General features: G+C 43.7%; 19 protein-coding genes. 6 read left to right on the top strand and 13 right to left on the bottom strand.

Going from position 1 to position 21614, the window contains the following annotated elements; all coding sequences use genetic code 11:
• Window positions 1–14: 14 nt before the first annotated feature.
• The gene (locus J7E78_RS02590; RefSeq protein ID WP_215074804.1) at window positions 15–830 is read right to left on the bottom strand and encodes an AAA family ATPase; all 816 of its coding nucleotides are present in this window, start codon (window positions 828–830) and stop codon (window positions 15–17) included.
• 270 nt (window positions 831–1100) lie between these two features.
• Between J7E78_RS02590 and J7E78_RS02595 the strand changes: the two genes are divergently transcribed.
• A complete protein-coding gene (locus tag J7E78_RS02595; RefSeq protein ID WP_215074805.1) occupies window positions 1101–2264 on the top strand; it encodes a glycoside hydrolase family 27 protein in 1164 nt (387 codons plus the stop codon).
• Entirely contained in the window at window positions 2265–2468 is a 204-nt protein-coding gene (locus J7E78_RS02600) for a hypothetical protein (protein WP_215074806.1), read from the top strand.
• 2 nt (window positions 2469–2470) lie between these two features.
• On the opposite strand, the gene J7E78_RS02605 is transcribed toward J7E78_RS02600, so the two are convergent.
• Window positions 2471–3280 carry a helix-turn-helix domain-containing protein gene (locus tag J7E78_RS02605; RefSeq protein WP_215074807.1) on the bottom strand — a complete coding sequence of 270 codons (810 nt, stop codon included), beginning with the start codon at window positions 3278–3280 and terminating at the stop codon, window positions 2471–2473.
• Window positions 3281–3393: 113 nt separating this feature from the next.
• On the opposite strand from J7E78_RS02605, the gene J7E78_RS02610 reads away from it, so the two are divergent.
• Window positions 3394–4929, top strand: a complete 1536-nt coding sequence (locus J7E78_RS02610; RefSeq protein WP_215074808.1) for a carboxylesterase/lipase family protein — start codon at window positions 3394–3396, stop codon at window positions 4927–4929.
• Between the two features lie 200 nt (window positions 4930–5129).
• Here the strand turns inward: J7E78_RS02610 and J7E78_RS02615 are convergent, their stop codons facing one another.
• Together J7E78_RS02615 and J7E78_RS02620 are read right to left on the bottom strand one after the other, a co-directional pair.
• Entirely contained in the window at window positions 5130–6473 is a 1344-nt protein-coding gene (locus J7E78_RS02615) for a sensor histidine kinase (RefSeq protein ID WP_215074809.1), read from the bottom strand.
• Window positions 6466–7158, bottom strand: coding sequence for a response regulator transcription factor (locus tag J7E78_RS02620; protein ID WP_215074810.1), 693 nt, complete (start codon window positions 7156–7158; stop codon window positions 6466–6468). The genes J7E78_RS02615 and J7E78_RS02620 overlap by 8 nt, the downstream gene beginning before the upstream one ends.
• Window positions 7159–7317: 159 nt before the next feature.
• Between J7E78_RS02620 and J7E78_RS02625 the strand changes: the two genes are divergently transcribed.
• Window positions 7318–8067 (top strand): TVP38/TMEM64 family protein, encoded by a 750-nt coding sequence (locus tag J7E78_RS02625; protein ID WP_215074811.1) that lies wholly within the window; start codon window positions 7318–7320, stop codon window positions 8065–8067.
• 105 nt (window positions 8068–8172) lie between these two features.
• Here the strand turns inward: J7E78_RS02625 and J7E78_RS02630 are convergent, their stop codons facing one another.
• Both J7E78_RS02630 and J7E78_RS02635 read right to left on the bottom strand, forming a co-directional pair.
• Entirely contained in the window at window positions 8173–9339 is a 1167-nt protein-coding gene (locus tag J7E78_RS02630) for a uroporphyrinogen decarboxylase/cobalamine-independent methonine synthase family protein (protein WP_215074812.1), read from the bottom strand.
• Between the two features lie 114 nt (window positions 9340–9453).
• On the bottom strand, window positions 9454–10023 hold the full coding sequence (locus J7E78_RS02635) for an SF0329 family protein (protein ID WP_215074813.1): 570 nt from the start codon (window positions 10021–10023) through the stop codon (window positions 9454–9456).
• Between the two features lie 252 nt (window positions 10024–10275).
• Between J7E78_RS02635 and J7E78_RS02640 the strand changes: the two genes are divergently transcribed.
• The gene (locus J7E78_RS02640; RefSeq protein WP_215074814.1) at window positions 10276–11331 is read left to right on the top strand and encodes an ankyrin repeat domain-containing protein; all 1056 of its coding nucleotides are present in this window, start codon (window positions 10276–10278) and stop codon (window positions 11329–11331) included.
• A 96-nt stretch (window positions 11332–11427) separates the two neighbouring features.
• Here J7E78_RS02640 and J7E78_RS02645 read toward each other — a convergent pair whose 3' ends face one another.
• Complete coding sequence (locus tag J7E78_RS02645; protein WP_215074815.1) at window positions 11428–12402, bottom strand: tRNA dihydrouridine synthase; 975 nt, start codon at window positions 12400–12402, stop codon at window positions 11428–11430.
• A 378-nt stretch (window positions 12403–12780) separates the two neighbouring features.
• On the opposite strand from J7E78_RS02645, the gene J7E78_RS02650 reads away from it, so the two are divergent.
• Window positions 12781–12987, top strand: a complete 207-nt coding sequence (locus J7E78_RS02650; protein ID WP_215074816.1) for a DUF2536 family protein — start codon at window positions 12781–12783, stop codon at window positions 12985–12987.
• 699 nt (window positions 12988–13686) lie between these two features.
• Here the strand turns inward: J7E78_RS02650 and J7E78_RS02655 are convergent.
• The 6 genes from J7E78_RS02655 to J7E78_RS02680 all read right to left on the bottom strand — a co-directional run.
• Window positions 13687–14406 carry a hypothetical protein gene (locus J7E78_RS02655; protein ID WP_215074817.1) on the bottom strand — a complete coding sequence of 240 codons (720 nt, stop codon included), beginning with the start codon at window positions 14404–14406 and terminating at the stop codon, window positions 13687–13689.
• Window positions 14406–15260: an ATP-binding cassette domain-containing protein gene (locus tag J7E78_RS02660; RefSeq protein ID WP_215074818.1), complete on the bottom strand. Its 855-nt coding sequence runs from the start codon at window positions 15258–15260 to the stop codon at window positions 14406–14408. Before J7E78_RS02660 ends, J7E78_RS02655 begins: the two co-directional genes overlap by 1 nt.
• 105 nt (window positions 15261–15365) lie before the next feature.
• Complete coding sequence (locus J7E78_RS02665) at window positions 15366–16070, bottom strand: thioesterase II family protein (protein WP_215074819.1); 705 nt, start codon at window positions 16068–16070, stop codon at window positions 15366–15368.
• A 38-nt stretch (window positions 16071–16108) separates the two neighbouring features.
• Window positions 16109–17845: an ABC transporter ATP-binding protein gene (locus J7E78_RS02670; RefSeq protein WP_215074820.1), complete on the bottom strand. Its 1737-nt coding sequence runs from the start codon at window positions 17843–17845 to the stop codon at window positions 16109–16111.
• Window positions 17842–19557 (bottom strand): ABC transporter ATP-binding protein, encoded by a 1716-nt coding sequence (locus J7E78_RS02675; protein ID WP_311516909.1) that lies wholly within the window; start codon window positions 19555–19557, stop codon window positions 17842–17844. Before J7E78_RS02675 ends, J7E78_RS02670 begins: the two co-directional genes overlap by 4 nt.
• Window positions 19558–19621: 64 nt before the next feature.
• On the bottom strand, window positions 19622–21614 hold a 1993-nt coding region (locus J7E78_RS02680; RefSeq protein WP_215074822.1), incomplete at its 5' end, for a condensation domain-containing protein.

A 21614-nucleotide genomic window follows, 5' to 3' on the forward strand; every position in this document is an offset into this window, starting at 1 on the left:
CTTTTTAATTATTTTCATTCCTGATCGAACAGACGCTTATGTTTGTCAAAAAACTGGTAGAAAAACCGCACATTGTCCAGTTCAAACCACTCTGCCGTTTGCAAAATTGTCCCGTCGAGATTGTAAATTTTAGCATGGAGCGTCCCCAGAACAAAGGGCGAGTGCGTCGAAATGATAAATTGACTGTCAAAATATCGTGCCAACTCATTGATTTGCTCCGCCAGCCTGATTTGGTTAACAGGAGAAAGCGATGTTTCCGGTTCATCCAATAAATACAATTGGCCCGGAAGCAGGTACTCTTCGAAAAACTGCATGGAGGTTTCTCCATTGGAGTATTTTTCCTGAGAAAACTGAATGTTATCCAGCTTTTTCTTGAATGCATAGGAATTCGCTAACTCTTCTGTCTCGGCCTTGCTCATTCCTTGCTGAGTCTGTTCATACAACAGTCCTTCGCGGAGCACATTTGCTTGCTGAATTTTCTTGATCTCATATAAAATGTCCTCTGACTTGATGTATCGGCTCCCTTCTGGCAGTTTCCGGATGAAACGCTCCTGTTCGTCACGCCCAAGCTCATAACTGCTCATATCCAGAAAACGCTGCACATAGGCGCTATGTCTATACGTTGTCATTCGTTCAGAACCTGTGATTCCCAACTTGTTGGCGATCACGTTCAGCAGGGTGGATTTGCCAGAGCCGTTGCTGCCATAGAGTACAGTGACTCGATCAAAAATAAGGACTTCTCCTGAGATATGTTTGAATACATGATCAGGATATATATTGGGATTGCCGGAAATTTGCGAAGACAGCTTGAAATTGCTTAGATAAATCATTGACTCACTCCTTATCCATCGTTTCGCACAGATCCCTGAAAAGATAGATATAACTTCTTCGCAGACAGACATTTTTCCTTTCTTATGCTTCTACCGGCCAACTTCTGAATACCTGCCCAGAGTCTGATTGGAAGAGGTCATTCCCCCAGCATAGCAGAGCAACATCTGTCCATGTCCAAGCAACGTTAAGCTATGGCAGGATACGTCGCTCATCGTTTATGTTCAGTTTAGTATTGTTAACAAAATCGAGATGAGGAAGGATGCGTGAGCATGAGCAACAATCAAGTGTTAGGCTTTGCCCCTGCCCTGGGCTGGAATTCGTGGAATACCTTTACGTGGGATATTAACGAACAATTAATTCGAGATGTCGCTGATGTGTTTGTATCGGAAGGTTATCTGGCCGCTGGTTACGAGTATATTGTAATTGATGATTGCTGGAGCCTGAAGGAACGTGATGCGAGTGGCAATCTGGTGGCTGACCCGGAGAAATTCCCGAGTGGAATGAGAGCGCTTTCCGATTATATCCATAGCAAAGGACTAAAGTTCGGTATGTATTCATGCGTGGGTACGCATACATGTGCCGGGTATCCAGGCAGCTTCGAGCATGAATTCCAGGATGCTGCCCTTTTTGCCGAATGGGGCGTTGATTATTTGAAGTATGATTACTGCTTCAAGCCGCGTCATATCTCAGGAGAACTGCTGTACAAACGCATGAGCCTTGCGCTCAAAAACTGTGGACGCGATATCCTGTTCTCTGCCTGCAACTGGGGAGCCGACGATGTATACGATTGGATTCGGGAATCGGGCGCACATATGTACCGCTCCACTGGCGATATCCGTGACAATTGGGATTCAGTGAAGGAACTTGCCCTGTCTCAACTCGGGAAACAAAGCTACACCGGCTCCTTCTGCCATAACGACATGGATATGCTGATTGTTGGTATGTACGGTGGAAGCAACAATGATTATATTGGCAGCATCGGCGGATGCAACGACATCGAATATAAAACTCACTTCTCACTCTGGTCCATCATGGGTTCCCCATTAATGATCGGATGTGACGTGCGCAAGGCTAACCAGATTACAAAGGATATTCTCCTGAATCCTGACCTGATCGCTATCAATCAGGATGTAGAAGCGCGCGGAGCTTACCGCATTAAACCAGAGCCGCAATGGTTTCACACAGACGATGTATTTATGCTGGTGAAAGTACTTACAGATGGCGATTTGGCTATTGGCTTCTTCAACCTGAGCAACAGCCAGCGGGAATTGTCTTTGCAATTTTGGGATATGGGTCTGCCTTACGCTGCCGGTTATGCGCTGTCCCTGTACGACTGCTGGGAACATAAAGAGCTTGGCGTATTCCGTGAACGCTTCGCTCCCGTTGTCGCAGCACATGATTGTTTAGTTGTGCGTGCCAAACTGGTGAAATAGATGGCTCAACATCGCCTGTGCACCTCCTGTCAGGTTCCGCTCTCTTCTGACGATGTGGGCATCTACCTCAAATTGATCTCGCGCTCTGCCCAGCAATTTCTGTGCATCGATTGTCTGGGAGTGAAGCTGAATAGTGGACGCGAGCCTATTGAGAAGCTCATACGTTATTTCCGTGAGTCCGGGAACTGCGCCCTGTTCCGTTAACGTTATGCCTTGGTCTGATGCAGCATCATGTACGATGTTGGCGTGTGTGAAGTTGCCTTCTTGAATACTTTGGAAAAATATAACGGGTCATTGTAGCCTACAGAATAAGCTATCGATTGAATCGGTAGGCCCGACGTTTTCAGCAGTTCACAGGCGCGCTCGATTCGACAGGATGTAATATACTCCAGAACAGACTTGCCGGTTGCTGCCTTAAACAGACGAAACAAATAGCTGCGCTCCAGATTAACTGCCTTTACGATCTCCGTGACGGTCAATGTTGGCTTCCAGTAGTTCTGCTCGATGTACTTTCTCGCCAGCCAGACATAATCCTTGGCGTCCACCTGCGGCTCTTTCGGATAATGCTCCATATAGTAGGAGAGCAGCAGACGCAAACGGGCATCCGCCCGCAGTAATTCATAGGATGATGCACCTGCGTTCCAGGCAAGGTAAAAAAAAGGCTGCAGTGTCTCCGGTGAGATCGACACCACGGGTTGTACCTCTGAGAACTGCGTCAGCCCCAGCAACCGCCCGGCATCCTCACCGCTAAACTCCATCCAGACGTACTCCCAGGGATCTTGCGGGTCTGGATAATAATAAATCTCCTTTTGCGGAAATATGATAAAGCTTTCACCCGTAACTAACCGAAAAACGCGGCCCCCCGTCTCCAGCGTCCCTTGGCCACGGATAATATAGTGCAGCGCATAAACGTCACGTACACCTGGCCCCCATTGGTGAGCGTTGGCCGGCTTGTGGCCACCGCTGATAAAATACAAATTACTGGCTCTACTGCTCTCATGCCAAATCGGATTCAACCTTGATTCCCCCTTTCTAGTGCCGCCCTGTTCGGGCGTTAGGTTTATCTTATATATCGTTGATCAGATGTTCGGTAACGCTTACAAGCTAAATCCAGAGAGGAGAATGTTGTATGCTTAGAATGGTTACGGTAGAACATGGACAAGTGCAAGGACTGCCCGCGGCAGACCCGCGGATTAACAGCTTCAAGGGAATTCCTTTTGCCGCACCTCCTGTAGGTGAGAACCGCTGGCGCGCTCCGCAGCCGCAGTTGAACTGGGAAGGTGTACTGCAAGCTTTTGATTTTGCCCCCATCTCCATGCAAGCCCCAACAGTCATCGATGATAACAATATCTATACCCGCGAATGGGCCGTTGATCCCGACCTGCCCATGGACGAGGATTGTCTGTATCTGAATGTCTGGACACCAGCCAAACGCACGGACGAGAAGTTGCCTGTCTTTGTCTGGTATTTTGGCGGGGGCCTGCAAGTCGGCCATACGGCCGAAATGGAATTTGACGGCGAGCGAATCGCTCGTAGAGGTATTATCGTCGTGACGATTAATTATCGGCTGAATGCCTTCGGCTTCCTGTGCCATCCTGAGATTAGTGCCGAATCCCCCCATGCACCCGCCAACTTCGGTCATCTCGATCAGCAAGCAGGCACCCAGTGGGTCAAACGCAACATTGCCGCATTTGGCGGTGATCCAGACCAGATCACCATTGGCGGACAGTCGGCAGGCGGAGGAAGTGTACTCAGCCAGATGACCTCTCCGCAAAATAAAGGCTTGTTCCAGCGAGCCGTCATCATGAGCGGTATGGCTACAGAGCTGTACCCGAAGGTCCGTGTACCTTCTGTCCGTTCCACACTAAAGGATGCAGAGCAAGCAGGGGTGGAATTTTTCGACTTCCTGGGTGTATCTTCCCTGGCTGAGGCGAGACTACTGGATGCTGTATATCTCCGTGATAAAGCACTCGAATACAAAAGCTTCTGGGGAACCGTCATCGACGAACAATTCTGCGCAGGTGATCCGTTTACTCGTTTTGTTCAGCAGAAGCGCGAGGCGATACCCGTAATGCTGGGGCATACGTCTTCCGAATTCTGGACCCGTCCCGCCGCAGCCAATCTGGATGAACTGAAGCAGATGGCTGTAGAGCTGTTCGGCGAGGATGCTCCTGCCTTTTTGCAGCTATGTGAGGCTGATACCGGCCAAATCGAGCATACTCTGCAACAAGCATCGGTCCGCATGATCCAATATGCCATACTGCTCGCCATCCGCGCGAACAGTGGTCATTCGGCCGAAACGCCTCTCTACTATTATAACTTCGACGCCGAGATTCCGGGATGGGACCAGCCAGGCACTTTTCACTCCGTCGATCTGTGGTTTTTCTTCGAAACACTCGCCAAATGCTGGCGGCCTTTCACAGGCAAGCATTATGATCTGGCCCGCCAGATGTGCAATTATTTGTCCAATTTTATTGCTACAGGTGATCCAAACGGTCCGGACTCCACTGGAAAACTGATGCCTCATTGGACTCCTTGTACTACGGAACAGCCGTATCTCATGGAATTTGGCGATCAGGCTCAATTACAGAAGGCTGAGCCCGGACCGATGCTCGCGTTTCTGATTGAACAATATTTCAAGAAACAGAATGCACCTGTTGTTTAAAACATGAGGCTTGCCCTCTCACGATATATGTAAGAGCCATGCTGTCGCATGGCTCTTTTTGTATAGTGTGAATGGTAGAGTGATGTTCATTCGCCTACGCCTATTTAGGCAAGCTATTCCACTACAGAAGCCTAAGCTAACAAAATCAGACACCCAGAGAAATCCAACGGAAGACAATCAGCATCATTTCAAGAGATTCGTTATATATGAGTCTGTGTTGGTTTGTTGAAGATAACAGGTAGCTTAATCTGTAGTGAAAAGATATCTTCTTCCTGCGACACCGTCAACGTCCCGTTGTGCTGCCGGATCATTTTCTGACAACTAACGAGCCCAATTTCGTTGCTATCTTTCTTTTTGCCGCCACGTTTAATCTTATTCTCCACCCCAAGAATGACCCATTGTTGCTTCAAAGAAACCTGGATATGAACGGGATGCACTGGATCGGCGTATTTTCGAATATTTGAAAATATGTTATCCATTACACGACGCATGGAGACCAGATTGATTTCCAGCAAAAATTCCTCAAAATGTGCATCTTTCTGAACCTGCACGTCTATATCGTCCAAAACCACTAATTGCTCATCTATGAGTTGATCGATCAGCGCTCTGCCCTCATACATTTCAAATTCTACTGCCTCTTCTTCAGCGGCAGAGGATACCGTAAAATATTCGAATAGTTTGTCCGACAGCACTTTAATCTGATACGCCTTTTCCCTGCTATTATGAATATACTGCAACAGATCCTCATGTTTCTTATATTTGTTGAGCTCTATGATATCCATATATCCTAATAGAATCGTGAGTGGCGTTCGCAAATCATGGGAAATCGCCGTGATCAATTCGCGGTTGGCCATTCTGACCCTCTCCTCGCTGCCCAGCCGCTCTACAAATGATTTCCTCATCTCATCAATACTCTGGGCCAAGGATGACAGCTCATCCTTTCCCGATATCGTAATCGAATAATCCAAATTTCCACCTTCGAGTATTTTGATCTCTTGTTCAAGCACGCCAATATACGATGTTTTCTTATTAATCATCAGTAGAAAGGAAACAAGGAACACAATGGCCGCTATGAAAACACCAATAATTAGAATGAGGTTGTAGTATTGATACTCATAAAAGCTAACCAAGTAGATCTGGGCATCCTGATCCGCAAAATGGATGGTGGTGATGGGTATTTTCGATGGTACGAACTGAGTTAAAAGCTCTTCATTGATAGCAGGATCAATCCCTATGTTTGAGGAATAGATCAATTTGTCTTTTGCAAAAATATACAGATTTAAGTAGCGCTCATGACTTATCCAAGCAGACAATTGCTCATGATCACGGGTTGACACGTTCTGGTTATTCACAAATGCTTCGAATCGATCAAGCGCATCTTGCTGCCTGTTCTCTACAAAAGTAGATTTGCTTAAATAACTATCCAATACAGTCTCGCCAACAACTTGTAAAATAACGAATGCACTTATAGAAATGACCAAAGAAATAACAACCGCCAGAACCAGTTTAATCTTCAGCTTTTTTCCGATTAATAATCTATTCAATTTTGTACCCCTTCCCCCAAACGGTCTTCACATATTTAGGGTTCTGCGGGTTATCCTCCAGTTTGCCTCTCAAATTACGAATATGAACCATGACCGTGTTATTACACGTATAAAAATAGGGTTGCCCCCAAACACTCTCATATATGTTTTCCGCCGAAAACACCTTTCTTCGTTTCTTAGCCAACAGCAGCAAAATGTGGTATTCAATTTCAGTTAGAGCAATCTCCTTCTCCCCAACAAATACGGCTTTTGAATCCTGATGGACGGTAAGATCCTTAACGATAATTTGGTCCTTTTCTTCGGTCTTCTCCTTGCCCCGATATACATAATACCTCCGCAGTAAAGCCTTCACCCTCGAAACGAGTTCTGTATAGGAAAAGGGTTTGGACAAAAAGTCATCACTGCCTGAGGAAAAGGCCAATTGTTTGTCAGAATCCTGCGTTTTCGCCGTGAGAAACAGGATCGGTGCGCTTGTTTTTTCACGAATCTCCAGACACGCCTTCAGCCCCGACTTATTGGGCATCATCATATCCAGAATAATGAGATCCGTCTCTTCGTTCACTTTATCAATCGCATCTTGACCATCTATCGCTTCAATCACTTCATAATGCTCACTCTCTAACAAAATCCTTACAATTTCACGAATTTCACTGTTATCATCAGCAATTAGAATTTTCTTGCTCATCTGATCCCTCCGTCTAATTTCAGTATAATATGCGCTATTAGCGACTACCAGCAAATACAATCGACTTAAGAATTCTTCAGAAGTTGTGTAGGTATCTCTTAATAATTTCGTCTTATACTGTAAATATGTAGAAGTTATTACACAAAGGGGTCGTCAGGTATGCCACAACCTTCAAAAAAAGTAATGATTAACCTATTGTTGGGTCTGTTCATCATGTTGACCATTGCTCTACTGGTCTATTATGCTCCTGCCCTTATTAAAGTCATGTCTTCCATGGACAACTTCAGAGCGTATATTCATTCAACAGGCCATTGGGGTCCGGTCATGTTTATTTTATTCCAGATTCTTCAGATCGTGGTTGCACCTATTCCAGGGGAAGTGGTACAGGTTGCAGGCGGTTATATCTATGGGGTTACACTTGGGTCCTTGTATACTACAATAGGTTTGATTTTAGGCTCAGCGATTGCTTTTTATTTCACTCGTTTTATCGGTCGCGCTTGTATTTCACGACTGCTGCATAAGAGAAATGATAAGTGGATGTCGTTTATTCATGATGAGAGGAAGTTCTCTGCCTTTTTATTTATCTTTTTTGTGATTCCCGGCTTGCCCAAAGACATGCTTGTATTTGTTGCCGCTCTTACATCCATGAGTTCGTTAAGATTCTTCACGATCCTTATCGTCGGTCGTCTGCCGTGGATCATCGCATCTGCCGCTATAGGGTCTACCATTCATATGCAACAATACACAATCGCCATTATGATTTCTGTTGTCGCTGTGATTGGATTCGTACTTGGCTATATCTATAGGGAGAAATTGGTGGGATTGTTCTCCCGGTCAGACAGAGCCAAAGCCAAAGCTAAAACCAAGCCTAAGTCGGACTGTTTGAATACTCAGCAAATCCCAGACTGATCAGGGACGTTCCAATACAAAACAAATACGGCGGCTTTTCCATGGATGGATTCCAGAGGAAAAGTCGCCGTTCTATTATCGTACAAAACACATTCAGCTTGAATGCTAGACGTTGCTGCCCCAATATTGCTTCGCAATCTTCTGCCCCTGATCAATCTTCGCCCATTGCTGAGCTTCGCTTAATTCGTTACCGCCATCGCAGGATGCAAATCCGCATTGGTGGGACAACAGCAGCCGATCCTTATCAATGATTTTGGAAGCTTCGTCCAGCAAACGGACAACACGTGCTTCATCATCGAGTGTACTTGTTTTGGATGACAACAGACCCAGTACAATTTCCGTTTCAGGTCTGTCCTTGAACACTTCCAGAGCTTCAATTGAACCCGCACGATCATCATCCCACTCCAGGAAGAAACGGTCATACTTCAATTGCTTCAGGAACAGATTCGCAATTTTGGCATACGATCCACCACCCATATTGCGGGAATCATAATTGCCGCGGCAGTTATGTGTCCACATTTTCAAGCCCAGGCTATGACCGTAATCAATTACTGTATTATTAATATCAATGAACTCGGTAGCGAGACCCTGTACTTCATCTTGATTAATATGCTCCCCTGTAAACGGAGAGTTCGGGTTGTCGTCTGCAAACAGTTCCCACAAGCAATCATCAAATTGCAGGATTTTACCGCCTATAGCAGCGAATTCTTCGACAAATTCCTTATACGCGATCACAAGACCCTCTTTGAGCTCCTGTTTGTTCTGATATACAGCATCCGTACCGCCAATGTTATCCGACCAGGAAAGCTCACCGAAAATATGGGAAGGAGATGGCACGCAAAGTTTCGTTTGTTGCTCGCCAGCCGTGTCTTGCAGTTGTTGAAACAGTTGAATGAAATGATGGTTCTTTCCACTCAATTTATCAGTGATGCGCAGTCCAATATCTTTGCGTGTTTCATATTTCGAAGTTCCATCCACATCTCTGAAAAAATAGCCGTGATCCGCGATGTAACGCTTCACGCCACCAAAGCCCCATACAAAGTCCAGATGCCACATCGATTTGGAGAATTCACCATCGGTAACTACGGACAAGTTATGTTCGATTTCCTTTGCGACAATTTGTTTGATTGCCTCCGTCTCACACTTTTCATATCCTTCGTAGTTTTCGTAGAACGGATATTGGATATCATCGTTATGTTCAATTTGTGTTTTATATTTCAGCAGCTCATCCGGCCGCAATAAACTTCCTACGATCTGGAACTTATCAGTCATGTAAAAAACCCCCTCGTTGTATACCATGATCATATCACGCTGAGGGCAGTTAGAAGGGATACTTAAAAACCATAACTGGTTATAGTTAAAAGCTATATCAAAAGTTATTCAATATCACACCGTACGACGACGCAGTTCATAAAAATATTGTACCGCTGGATGCTTTAATTTGACCTGCTCCGACATGTTTAGAATTCGCTTTTTGCCAACTCTTCTATCCATTAAAGCCAGAATATTAAACAAGATATCCTTGCTCTCCAGATTATCCTCTATAGAAGTGGATAAATACGTCGTAGCTGCAACGGTAAAATTCGATTTACTGAGTGCGGTCTGAGCCAACAACAGCTCTTTGGCATGTACGGAGATTTTTCTACTTCTTGCCATGACTTGAAGACGATCCTCGGGAATGGGTCCTTTGGAATCTTTTCGAATAGCTTCAATCTCTTCTTCGCTCACAGGAATCATGATCTCCGGATCGCTCTTGATCTCCTGCTCTGTCTGATACCATCGGATTGGGGTTGTTGTATCGCTCATGTTGAGTACATTCTTTTTATCTACAGTAATATAACAATTGCCTGATTTATCAAGTGAATAGCGATAGCTGGTAGCACGGTACTCCACCCTTCCAACTAACGCAGGACTAAGAAAACTCTCCAGTTGTTGCTTCAATTTGCTCCAGGACATAAATCCTCCTATTATCAAAAGCCTACCGCATGAATTGCGGCGATCATTTCAAATATTTTTCAATCCGTCTCCAGTATCAACATTCACCTAAATTATAACATAGCAAACCAAATTGACGATGGAAGAAACCCAGGTATTGGTTTTAAAATCCCCTATGTGATAAACTTGCAGAAAATTATCTACTTACTCTTAAATCGTCATAGCCTACCATTGGAACATACGTTGTTATTCACAAAGGAGAGGAAAAGTGTAATGGCTACGAAGAAAGCAACCTTACCTGCTCATATGGAAAAACTCGTTAAAGATAATGATATCGCTACCGTAAAAGAGGTTTTCGAGCAATGCGAATGGGACGCCCGCGGGGGCTACAGCAAAGGTACGGCCCTCAGCTTTCGGCATATTTCGGATGAATTGGTTCGCTGGCTGGTAGAGCAAGGGGCAGACATTAATGCACGCGACAAATATCAACGCACGCCTTTACATGCCCATGCCTCACACTGGTCAGGAAATGTACCCCTGTTCCTTGAATTAGGTGCGGATCTGGACGCTGTGGACTACCAAGATGAAACACCGTTACATGCAGCGGTCAGTGGATATAGAACCACAGTGGTTCAAGCGTTGGTAAACCAAGGCGCTACGATTAACGTAGAAAATAAACAGGGAAATACGCCATTAGCTAAGGGGTTAGCCAATTGCAGGAATAGCGATATAGTCAGTATGTCGAAGATTTCAGCGATTCTGCTGGATGCTGGTGCAGCAGTCACCCTGGAAATGAAAGAGTCTGTGAAGCGGATCGGTAAGGATTTTGAATTCGTCCGTGAGAAGTTCAATAAGGACAAGCTCGATGAAGTTTCAGACGCGCTGATCAAACTGTACCCGTTATTTGATGTCGAGCCGGTAGCGAATCGGATCATGCACGATGGGACTACCCCCATTCAGGTAAAGGCAACCAGTTGGACCAAACAGCACCAAGAGCTGTGGGAATATCTCATTCCGGCCCAAGGCCACGCTCAAACGGTGCAGGGAGAGGTCATTCGCATCACAGGACGTGTGTCCCATGAAGTATTGGATAATGGCGGTGGAAACTGGGATGCGGAGTATCGCAAGATGCTGGATGCACTGATTCGTCACCTGGGCTCTGGTGCGCCACTCGCCCCCGCACTTCTCCAAGAGGCAGCAGACTTGGTCAGCAGGCTTCGCAATGGATACGATTTTGATGCGCCTGCCAGATTATCTGAGTTGGCGGTATTATGGGTGCTTGCCAATCCTCAGCCCATCGCGATGGAGAAGCCTGAGTATACGCGTTAAACAGAAATGCAAAAAAAGAAGCGGAAGAGTTACCGCTTCTTTTTTTGCTATTAAATCTACCTGAATCATACTCCGTATCCATGATTACGTCTTACTCTACTCCACCTGTTCATTACTTTTAAACTCATCGAGCAATTCGCGTACTTTAGAAGTGGTTTTGGCGTTCATCAAGCTGTTTCTCAGCTCACTAGCACCGCGGAAGCCACGAACATAGATTTTGAAAAAACGGGCCAGCGGGCTGAACGAACGCGGTTCAAGCTCGGAATATTGATCATGCAGGTCCAGATGCAGCCGTAGCAGATCAAGCAATTCCTCACTGCTGTGTTCCTGCGGTTCCTTCTCAAAAGCAAACGGATTCTGGAAAATACCGCGTCCAATCATAATCCCATCCACACCATATTGCTCCACGAGTTTGAGGCCTGTCTGACGGTCAGAAATATCCCCATTAATCGTCAGCAGAGTATTAGGAGCTACCTCGTCACGAAGTTTTTTAATCTCGGGAATCAATTCCCAGTGTGCATCCACCTTGCTCATTTCCTCTCTCGTACGCAGGTGAATAGACAGATTCACGATGTCTTGTTGCAAAATATGGGTTAACCAGTCGCGCCATTCATCGACCTCAGTAAATCCGAGACGCGTTTTCACACTGACCGGCAGCCCCCCGGCTTTTGCCGCCTGAATAATATCCGCCGCAAGGGCTGGCCGGCAGATCAAGCCGCTTCCTTTTCCATTCTCCGCAACATTCGCTACAGGACAGCCCATATTAATATCGATACCTTTAAAGCCTTCCTTTGCCATACCGATACTCATCTCACGAAAGAATTCCGGTTTATCTCCCCAGATATGAGCCACAATCGGCTGTTCATCCGCTGTAAACGTCAACCGCCCGCGCACACTTTTGTTCCCCTCCGGGTGACAATAACTCTCTGTATTCGCAAACTCGGTAAAAAACACATCCGGTCTTCCCGCTTCACCTACGACATGCCGAAACACAACATCCGTCACATCTTCCATCGGTGCCAGTATAAAAAATGGTCGTGGCAATTCACGCCAAAAGTTTTCCTTTGTCATCTCAAAAGCTCCTCTATACATTCCAGGACAGTCTTTGTCCTCATTAATAATAATAAAACGTAACTCTTTGCATCTGCTTGCCTATCATTTACATGATCATTTGCGGTTTCGTTGCAATTCACATTATGGTATCCTAGCTTCTTCACTTATACCATGTAAATGAACTTCCTTCAAACAGCAGTATCTGTTATTACTTCCATTAGACTTTCAAATTATTGAAAGTTCGATGATCTCGAAAATTGCCCTTTCCCGATTTTATCACGTCTTTATTAGATTTTCAGCCCGATTGCTCTTGCCGAACTGGAAAAGCTCCTCTAAAATGAAGCTCGACAGGCTTTTAACCTGCAAATCGAGATTTTAAGGAGGCCTGAATTATATATGGAAATTTCACTGGATATGATCAAAGACAAAGTCGAATGCTTGCAGGCTTATGACTTCCGTGAACTGGAACGAGCGATCGAAGAACGAATCGGAATGAACAAAGCATTAATGCTGCGCGTGAAGCAAGTTCAGCATCAAGTAACGTTTGACCCTATTCATACCAAAATGTTATATAGTGCAATTGTGCATTTTGTCGTAGATTGATGGAGTATAGGTAAGTTGATGGGAAGAGCAAAAACCGGATTGATCCATGCTCAATCCGGTTTTTGCTCTGTTTCGTGAATAAGTATTTTTTCAAACTGTGTATTATAAAATTGATTAACTTAACTCGACTATATAAGTTCAACTAAAGAATACTGGCTTGGGGCTCACGAGAGATACGTTCCAGGAATCCTCTCACATTCCTGAGAATCCATAGTAATTTTTCCGCTTGGATAGGCAGAAAGAATCTGCAGAAGAAAGGTCAGAAACGTCTCGGAATTATAGCGCTCATCTTCCGTCCAATGAATCTGTCCTATTTCATACTTGAGAGTCACGTCGCGAGTAACTTCACGCCCCGATGTTTGCCTGTCGTGGGAATGATCCTCTGTTTTCCTTTCAGAAACCAAGTGTGCTGCAAGGCCCGGTAGTCAGTGATCGTGAACTCATCTTCAAACAGAAGGTGGTCAATTTCCCCAATTTCGAGTTCTTTTTTATTCGTGAAATATCTCTTCCTGAAATCGTTGCTGTTTGATCGGGTCGGCAGCAGCCAGCGTGTAGGTCGACTTCGCAACTTTCGCAGCCATAAATCAACATCGCGGCTTAGTTTTACAGCATCGTTGGACGTTCCGAATTGCACATCTGAACTAACCTTCAGCGCATTCTGTGCCACATTGTACTGTTGACGTCAGTTCGAGTCGCTCATTATTGTCCGGCTGTATCCAGCTTTCGTTTGTGAAGCATGAACAAAAACAACACAGTGAGAATAGCACCATATAAAAGTGATGCTCCTATTACTGAAAGTTTGCTGAACAGCGTTTGTGATTCGTAATCAACTAGCACATTTATAGTACTGTTTAGAGGAGGCAGCAATAGAATTGCTTTTTTCAACCCATCAGGCAAAAAATTCTCAATTCCCTGTACAGAAAGCGTAATAACAATGAGAACACTTAACATTAAAAAAGACATTACGCGGGAACGAATAAATTTAGAACTGAACCAACAAGCTAGAGCGATTCCCAACCAAGATGAAGCAACATGGTAGAGGAGGGACATGCTTAGTTCTTCGAGGCTAGGATTTCTATCGAATTTTTGGAATATGGCTGGAAAAAAAACAGCATATAGAGCCAGGGGAACTGAAAAAATCCAACTATACAACAATTTTGAAATATAAAGTTTTAGTAAACTTCCACTATGCAGCATAGTTACCGATTCCTGATTCGCCGTTTCGATATCAATAAGCGTATAACAAATAACTGCAGAAACAATAAATAAAAAAGTTGTGGAAAAGGCATAACTGGCCATCACGGGGTTCGGGACTACACTATACACAAAAATGATACCTAGAAAAAAAACAAAAGTAGCTGGCCCATAGCGATAAGAACGCATGAAACAAGTATGTAAAAATGATATCAATGAAGGCATTATCTCAGCTCCTTTCTTGTTAGGCTTATGATCTCTCCACCTTTATGTACAAACTCAGGTAAAAATTCACGATAATCTTTATGCATAAAGGTAAACAACATATAGCCGCTATCACCTGTTTTATACGTAATATCTGGAAACAGGTTGGGAAGGAGATCCACTACGTCCTGATTTAAAACACCTTCCAGTTCAAAATAAGCACCCTTCTGATCTGAAGAACTATCTACATCCTCCTTCGTTAATCTTCCTTGCCGAATCCAGTACGTGCTACTCTCCAATTGACTTGCCAACAACGGATCGTGAACAGCTGCCAAAATTGATGTTCCTTGAGATTTTATTTTCTTCAGTGAATGAAGCAAATGTCCTGTTGATTCTTTGTCCAATCCTGAAAAGGGCTCATCCAATACAAGGACATCAGGCGTTTTAATCATAGCTTGCATTAAATTGGTTTTTTGCAACATTCCTTTTGAGAAATGAGTCATCTTCAAACTATCACTTTGCTCAAGATTAAAAAACAAATGCAATTCCCTAATGCGGTCTTTAAGATTTCTTTTAGGAATATCCGATATTCTTCCCATATGTGTCAAATACTCAGTTGAAGTCATCCTTAGTTTTGATAGTCGGTCAGGTGTATATCCAATTACTAGATTAGAGTGCTTAAGCAACCGTTGTCCCGAAGTTATTGGGATTAATCCACTCACGATCCGGAGCATCGTACTTTTTCCGGATCCATTACTTCCTCTTAAAATAATACAGTCTCCTTGACTAATCGTAATTGAGATATCTGATAAGACCTCTCGATTACCGTATTTCTTGGTAACTTCTTTTAAAGTTAACAGCGACTCAGTTGTCATTTTTCCACCGCCTTATAAAAATCATTACAACTTTAGATTAACACAATAATACAAGAAATAGGTATATAATGTATTTTAATGACATATTATTTATTTCTAAATAATTCATGGATAATACATTAAACTACAGGTCTGATTTATGATATGTGTAATCTCTTTAATATGCTGGTCAATGAAAAAATGTCCTCCATCATACATATGAAGCTGGAAATAGTCACCGTAAAGCCGCCATTCTTCTAACTCTTCCCTAGAGATTTCATCTTCATGCCCACCAAAAACTGTAATTCCACAGTTTAATTTTTGTATGGGTCCTTCAAACAGGTAAGTATCACATATCTGAAAATCAGCTCGTAAAATCGGCTCAAACAGCTCAAATAAGCTATCTTCCTTTATCATCTCAATGGGCATCCCGCCTAAACGAGCTACCGAATCCTTGAAGGCTTGTCGACCTAAACGATGAGTCTGTATCTCCTCTCTTACTCTTAAATGTGGCGGCTTCATACCAGAAAGAAAGAGATGATAGGGACTCATACCTTCCTTTGCCTTGATGTGGTTAGCCAACTCCCATGCGATTAAGCTTCCCATGCTATGTCCCAAAAAGACAAATGGTTCATCTCTTAATTCTGTTCTTATTCGCTCGTAAATATCTGCAACCATATTATCCATATTTGTAAAACAACGACTTCCCAGAAGTGAACCGCGTCCTTTCAACTCCACAGGGCGAAGTTCAAGGAGGGGTGAAAAATATTTTTTCCATTTTAAATATACCGTAGCAGAACCGCCTGCATGAGGAAATGAATATATTCTCATTGATCATGTCTCTTCCTTTCAAACCACTTGTAAAAAAATTAAGAAGTGTGATAGACGTTATACAACGAACGATATTTTCCCTTTTGTTTCATCAATGTTTCTGGAGAACCGTATTGTATCAGTTTGCCTCCGTCAAAAACGAGAACCAGATCTGATTTCACTGTCTCATCAATCTTATGTGTAACCGAGATCGTTGTCCTGTCCTTCATGAATTGTTCCAATGCCCGGCTGACTATCCTGGAAGATTCTTCATCTAAAGCTGATGTAGCTTCATCTAATATAAGAATTGGTGCTGATTTAAGGATTGCCCGCGCAATAGCGATACGTTGTTTTTGCCCGCCTGATAGACTGGCTCCTCCATTGCCAAGGAGAGTCTGGTACCCATGCGGCAGCTCCATAATGAATTGATGGGCATTAGCTTTCTTGGCTGCTTCATATATTTGGTTCATGCCTTCCTGCATGTTACCCAAACGAACGTTCTCTTCGACAGTGCCAGGAAAAATGTAAGGATCTTGGGAAACAAGCGCCATCAGGTCATTGCGGATGGAAGGCTGGACTTCTTCTAAATCCATATCGCCAAGTGTAATGTTTCCGGCTGTAGGACGATAAAAACCGAGTAATAGTTTCAGAATCGTGCTTTTGCCGCTGCCACTGGCACCAACAATAGAAACGTTTTGTCCCGTTGATATAGTGAAGCTGGCCTCCTTAATGCCTTGGTTGCTATTTTCAAACTGAAAGGATACTTGATGAAAAGATATTTGCTTTTGTGTAGCTACAAGCGCCCCTTTTCCGTGGTCCTTTTCGGGTACTTCAGACAGGAAGTCTCTGATTCGCTTTGCGCCGGAAATTCCTTGAATCACCTGGGAGTATTGAGTACCTAACTGCACAAGAACAAAGCTGATGTTAAATTGCAATTGAATAAATGCCATGAGTGTCCCCAGATCAAGTCTACCGTCAGCAATCAGAAAAACGCCAGCCACTAGTAATCCGCCAAAGCCAATGAAACCGGAGAGAGCATTAATACCATCCCTGATAGCTGCCAGTCCACTAAATATCGTCGTATCCGAAACCAATTCAGATGCACCTTGCTCATACCTTCTTCGCAAATATTGGCTTTTCGGAAACATTTTGATAAGGATGCTCCCATGAAAAATATCGATATATCGTTCAGAAAGAATGGCTTTCAAAGCCTGTACTTTATCACTTTGCACCTTTAGACGCCGATTTAAAAGAACGTTAATACATTGCAAGCCTCCGTTAACTAAAATCAATATGATGGCTAATCGCATATCGAGCCACATCATGGCACCAATCGTCACTATGCCTAAAACAAGGTAGTAAATATAGTTGCGCAATCGATCTGTCAATGTTTTTTCAACGATAACCAAGTCGTTTGTAAATAATGAGAGCACGCTCTCACCATGATTCCGATCATAATAAAGAAGTGGCATACGCATCAGATGAGCAACCAATTGATTACGCATCTCGTAAGACCAATGTTTAATCGTTTTCCAAGTTAAATAAGCAAAGAAAGGGGAAACTAGGATAGCTATACAAAAACCAAATGTAATGATAGATAGTCCCGACCAGAAACGTGCTGTTTGTTCATCAACAATGGCATCAACAATCGCTTGCAGCCCAAATGCCATGGATACTGATACAGCCGAAGTAAGCAAGCAATCTATAATAATTCCTATGGCGTAGGGGACAACTGTTTTTTCTCTAATCTGTAAGAGAACGAATAAATCATTGAATTGTCGAAAGTATCTTCTCATATATTCATTCCCTCACCAGAAGGCAGTATCATTTTTCCGTTGACTTCCTTCATCTTCAAACCTTCCAAATCTTTAACCTGATGCAATTTTCCTTTGTTTAGATAGAGCACTTGGTCTACATGACGAAGCATGGACAAATGGTGAGTAATGACGATAATTGCCATTCTTTCTTTCATTTTAGCGAGTGCAGCCCATAAGCTGGCTTCTGATTGTGCATCAAGGGCGGAAGATGGTTCATCCAGCAATAGAACCGGAGCCTTTTTTAGATATGCACGGGCGATGGCTAATCGCTGCATTTGTCCCCCTGATAAGTTTTTTCCTCTTTCCTGAATCTGTGTATCATAGCTGTACGGCAAAGATTGAATAAATTCATCTGCTCCGGCAATGATTGCTGCTTCTATAATTTCTTTGTCGCTAGCGTCAGGATCACCCAAGGCGATGTTTTCTTTTATCGTTCCCGGAATCAGGAATTGCTCTTGTGTAACGATGGCAATGGAATTGCGGTAGTCTTCAATACTTGTCTCCGTTATGCTCCTACCTGCAATTTGTATCTTGCCAGATTGCGGTTGAATAAACCCGCATAATAAATTAAATATAGAGCTTTTGCCGCTTCCGCTAGCTCCGCAAAGAGCAGTGATGCTTCCTTTATTAGCTATAAAAGATCCTGATTTTGTTACTTCTACGCCATTCTCATAACTGAAAGTCACATGATTAAAATCGACAGTCGGATTACTCTCAATCGCTTTTCTCACATGTTTGTTTCCTTGCTCTGGTACAGTAGCAATCATGTCAAAGATACGTGTTACAGCTGCTCTTGTTATCTGAATCTGAGCCGCTGCTGATTGCATCACTGTTATAGGTTGAACTAGGTAGTTCAGCAAGTAGATAAAAATTAGGAGGTCTTCCACACGCATCTCCCCTTGCATCACTCTTTGTCCCCCAAAATACAAACAGATAATAAAAGGTATACTCTGCACCGCAACCGTCACTCCACGTATCCATGAGCGGGCTCTTGAAACAGCAAGCTGCTTTATCAGCACTTTCTCTGCTAAGTGTTTATACCGTTCAATCCAGTAGCTTGCCAAATTATAGTTTTTAATTTCTTTGACTCCGTAATACAGGTCTCCGACCATACTATTTGCTGATCCGAAGACTCTTTGAGATTCCTTGGTACCTCGTTCTATTGGCCTCGATATTTTTTGTACTGCATATGAAGAAAGAGGAACAATAAAGGAAACTAGCAGGAGAAATTGCCAATCAATCAGACTTAAGTACACTAGTGAAGAGATAAAGATTACGGGTTGATATATCAGATTCGGCAGATGAATTTCCAAAAACTCTTGTACGTCAGAAGTATCTGATGAAAAGACCGTAGAAGAGTGCCCCGAAGTGTAGTTCCCTTTTCGAGAAATAGACATATCAGCAGCAGAAGCAACCAGTTCATCACGTATTTTTGTTGTACATTTGACAGCGTACATTGTACTTGAGTATCTGCCTATCATGATTGAGACAACTCCTATGAATGCACATAAAAAAATAATAATTGCCAAAGGCGCTAATGAGTTGTTGTCTTTATTCAAAAGTGCCGTCACGATCCTATTCAGATAATAGACCAATGTCATATCGCTAACCGTTCGCAAAATTAATGTGCATACGGCAAGACCAAACCAGCCTTTCCAGCGAAGGATATAGGGAAACAGTTTAGCTATCAGTGATGCTCACCCCGTTTAAGATGGATGACCGAAGAAAATGTAGCATTCTCTTCGGTCAATATGGTTAAAAAACAAAATCAATGTCCTCCATATTAGATACAGCCAATTCATGAGCAGCATGACCGAGGCTTATATCTTCAATGGAAAGGTCACTATCCTTCAGTAATACAGTAAGAATTTCCAAATACTGATCGAGAAGTCTTTTGATCGTGGAAGACTTGAAAACATCCCTATCATACTTAATACGGAGAGATAATGTGTCTTGATAGTCTTCTACAGAAAAGGTCAATTTAAACTTGCTGGACGCCCCTTCAAAAGGAATCGGTGTTACTTCAAAGTCCGTAACTCCTTTTCCTCCGAAGCTGGTTTCCAGTTGGAACATGGTTTGAAACAGCTGGACTTTTTTCTGATGAACTTCGGAGAGTCTGTCTACAAGTCTATCGAATGGATAGTCCTGATTTTTATAGGCATTTAGACATAACTCTCTTACCTCTGTCAGAAGCTGTTTAATGGTTTGCTTAGGTTGAACGGACAGACGCATAGCCAGCGTATTGACAAATAACCCTGGAACCTTCTCCATATCCGGATGTGTCCGGCCTGCTATAGGTGTGCCAATGATCAAATCTCTTTGTCCGATCCATTTATGGAGCAAGATATAGTAAGTAGTCATCATAGACATGAATAAGGTGACATTCTCGTTCTTGCAAAACTCTTTGATTTCACTGCTTAACATTGAATCTAATTTTAATCTTTCGGTACCACCAGAGGTCTGATGCTTGTTCTGATCCGGATAATCAACCGGCAAATGTAACTCTGGTAACTGTCCCTGCATGTTCTGAATCCAATAGTCCCCCTGATCTGACAATGTGCCAGAAGTCAGCCTGTCTTCCTGCCATGCCGCTATATCTTTATAATGTAGCTGAATTGGAGCTAAGCTTTCCCCATTGTACAACCGCAAGAGATCTTCAACTAAAATCGGCATGGAGAACCCGTCACCAATGATATGATGCATATCAAACAAAAACAGATACTTATTTTCTGACTGCTCGACGATCAAAGTTCTAAATAGAGGCGTTCGTCCAAGATCAAAAGGCCGAATATACGAGCGTATTAATTCAGAAGGTTGATCGTTGGATTTCAGGAACTCAAAATGAATCTCTAGATTTGACTGTACAACCTGTGTATACTCGCCTTCATGTAAATGAAAGGAAGTACGTAGGATTTCATGCCTGTCTGTCAGTAATGTGAGAGCCTGTTCAAGGCGCTGTAAGTCTACATGGCCTTTAATCTGAAAAACGCCTGACATATTATAACTAATATCCTCAGGTGATTGCTGATGAATAAACAACATCCTGCGTTGTGCTGCTGAAAGAGGATAGCGCTCCAGGCTTTTTACAGGTCGAATCTCGCTGAAGACGCCTCTGTCCAGATGCTCCATTTTTTTTGCTATCCCAGCGATATAAGGCTCCTTCATAAAACTTTCCAACCTAAAATTCACTTCATACAGCTTTGAAATTCTGGATGTAAGGATGGTTGCGTTCAGAGAATGACCTCCAAGGTCGAAGAAGTTGTTATGAATGCCAATCTCATCTTCTGGGATTCCCAGAATCTCAGACCAAAGGGCTGCCAGCTTCCGCTGAGTATCGGTTTGAGGAGCCTCGTAGTATGTGCCTTTTTCATACCATTCCATGTTCAAGTCTGCCAATGCTCGGCGATCCGCCTTCCCGCTGCTGTTTAGCGGGATAGACTCCAGCGGGATGATGTGCCCAGGCATCATATAGGATGGGACTCGTCTGCCCAGCTCTTCGCGCAGTTCTTCCAACTTCACTTCTCCCTGCGCCGTCACATAGGCGCATAGATAAGAAAGTCCGGCCCGGTCGGTCTTGCTGACGACCACCGCTTCTCTCACCAGACCGCTCTCCAGCAGTTGCTTTTCCACTTCTCCAAGCTCAATCCGGTACCCCCGGATCTTGACCTGATCATCCGTTCGTCCCAGGTATTCTATTTGGCCGTTCTCGTTCCAGCGCGCTACATCTCCCGTTCGGTACATCTTGCCT

Origin of the sequence: Paenibacillus polymyxa (assembly GCF_018614975.1) — a bacterium.
In the GTDB taxonomy this organism is placed as follows: domain Bacteria; phylum Bacillota; class Bacilli; order Paenibacillales; family Paenibacillaceae; genus Paenibacillus; species Paenibacillus polymyxa_E.

What these genes read in the sequence shown, in the direction of transcription:
- J7E78_RS02590 (WP_215074804.1), bottom strand. Translation starts at nt 830, where the DNA reads ATGATTTATCTAAGCAATTTCAAGCTGTCTTCGCAAATTTCCGGCAAT.
- J7E78_RS02595 (WP_215074805.1), top strand. Translation starts at nt 1,101, where the DNA reads ATGAGCAACAATCAAGTGTTAGGCTTTGCCCCTGCCCTGGGCTGGAAT.
- J7E78_RS02600 (WP_215074806.1), top strand. Translation starts at nt 2,265, where the DNA reads ATGGCTCAACATCGCCTGTGCACCTCCTGTCAGGTTCCGCTCTCTTCT.
- J7E78_RS02610 (WP_215074808.1), top strand. Translation starts at nt 3,394, where the DNA reads ATGCTTAGAATGGTTACGGTAGAACATGGACAAGTGCAAGGACTGCCC.
- J7E78_RS02620 (WP_215074810.1), bottom strand. Translation starts at nt 7,158, where the DNA reads ATGAGCAAGAAAATTCTAATTGCTGATGATAACAGTGAAATTCGTGAA.
- J7E78_RS02625 (WP_215074811.1), top strand. Translation starts at nt 7,318, where the DNA reads ATGCCACAACCTTCAAAAAAAGTAATGATTAACCTATTGTTGGGTCTG.
- J7E78_RS02630 (WP_215074812.1), bottom strand. Translation starts at nt 9,339, where the DNA reads ATGACTGATAAGTTCCAGATCGTAGGAAGTTTATTGCGGCCGGATGAG.
- J7E78_RS02635 (WP_215074813.1), bottom strand. Translation starts at nt 10,023, where the DNA reads ATGTCCTGGAGCAAATTGAAGCAACAACTGGAGAGTTTTCTTAGTCCT.
- J7E78_RS02640 (WP_215074814.1), top strand. Translation starts at nt 10,276, where the DNA reads ATGGCTACGAAGAAAGCAACCTTACCTGCTCATATGGAAAAACTCGTT.
- J7E78_RS02645 (WP_215074815.1), bottom strand. Translation starts at nt 12,402, where the DNA reads ATGACAAAGGAAAACTTTTGGCGTGAATTGCCACGACCATTTTTTATA.
- J7E78_RS02650 (WP_215074816.1), top strand. Translation starts at nt 12,781, where the DNA reads ATGGAAATTTCACTGGATATGATCAAAGACAAAGTCGAATGCTTGCAG.
- J7E78_RS02655 (WP_215074817.1), bottom strand. Translation starts at nt 14,406, where the DNA reads ATGCCTTCATTGATATCATTTTTACATACTTGTTTCATGCGTTCTTAT.
- J7E78_RS02660 (WP_215074818.1), bottom strand. Translation starts at nt 15,260, where the DNA reads ATGACAACTGAGTCGCTGTTAACTTTAAAAGAAGTTACCAAGAAATAC.
- J7E78_RS02665 (WP_215074819.1), bottom strand. Translation starts at nt 16,070, where the DNA reads ATGAGAATATATTCATTTCCTCATGCAGGCGGTTCTGCTACGGTATAT.
- J7E78_RS02670 (WP_215074820.1), bottom strand. Translation starts at nt 17,845, where the DNA reads ATGAGAAGATACTTTCGACAATTCAATGATTTATTCGTTCTCTTACAG.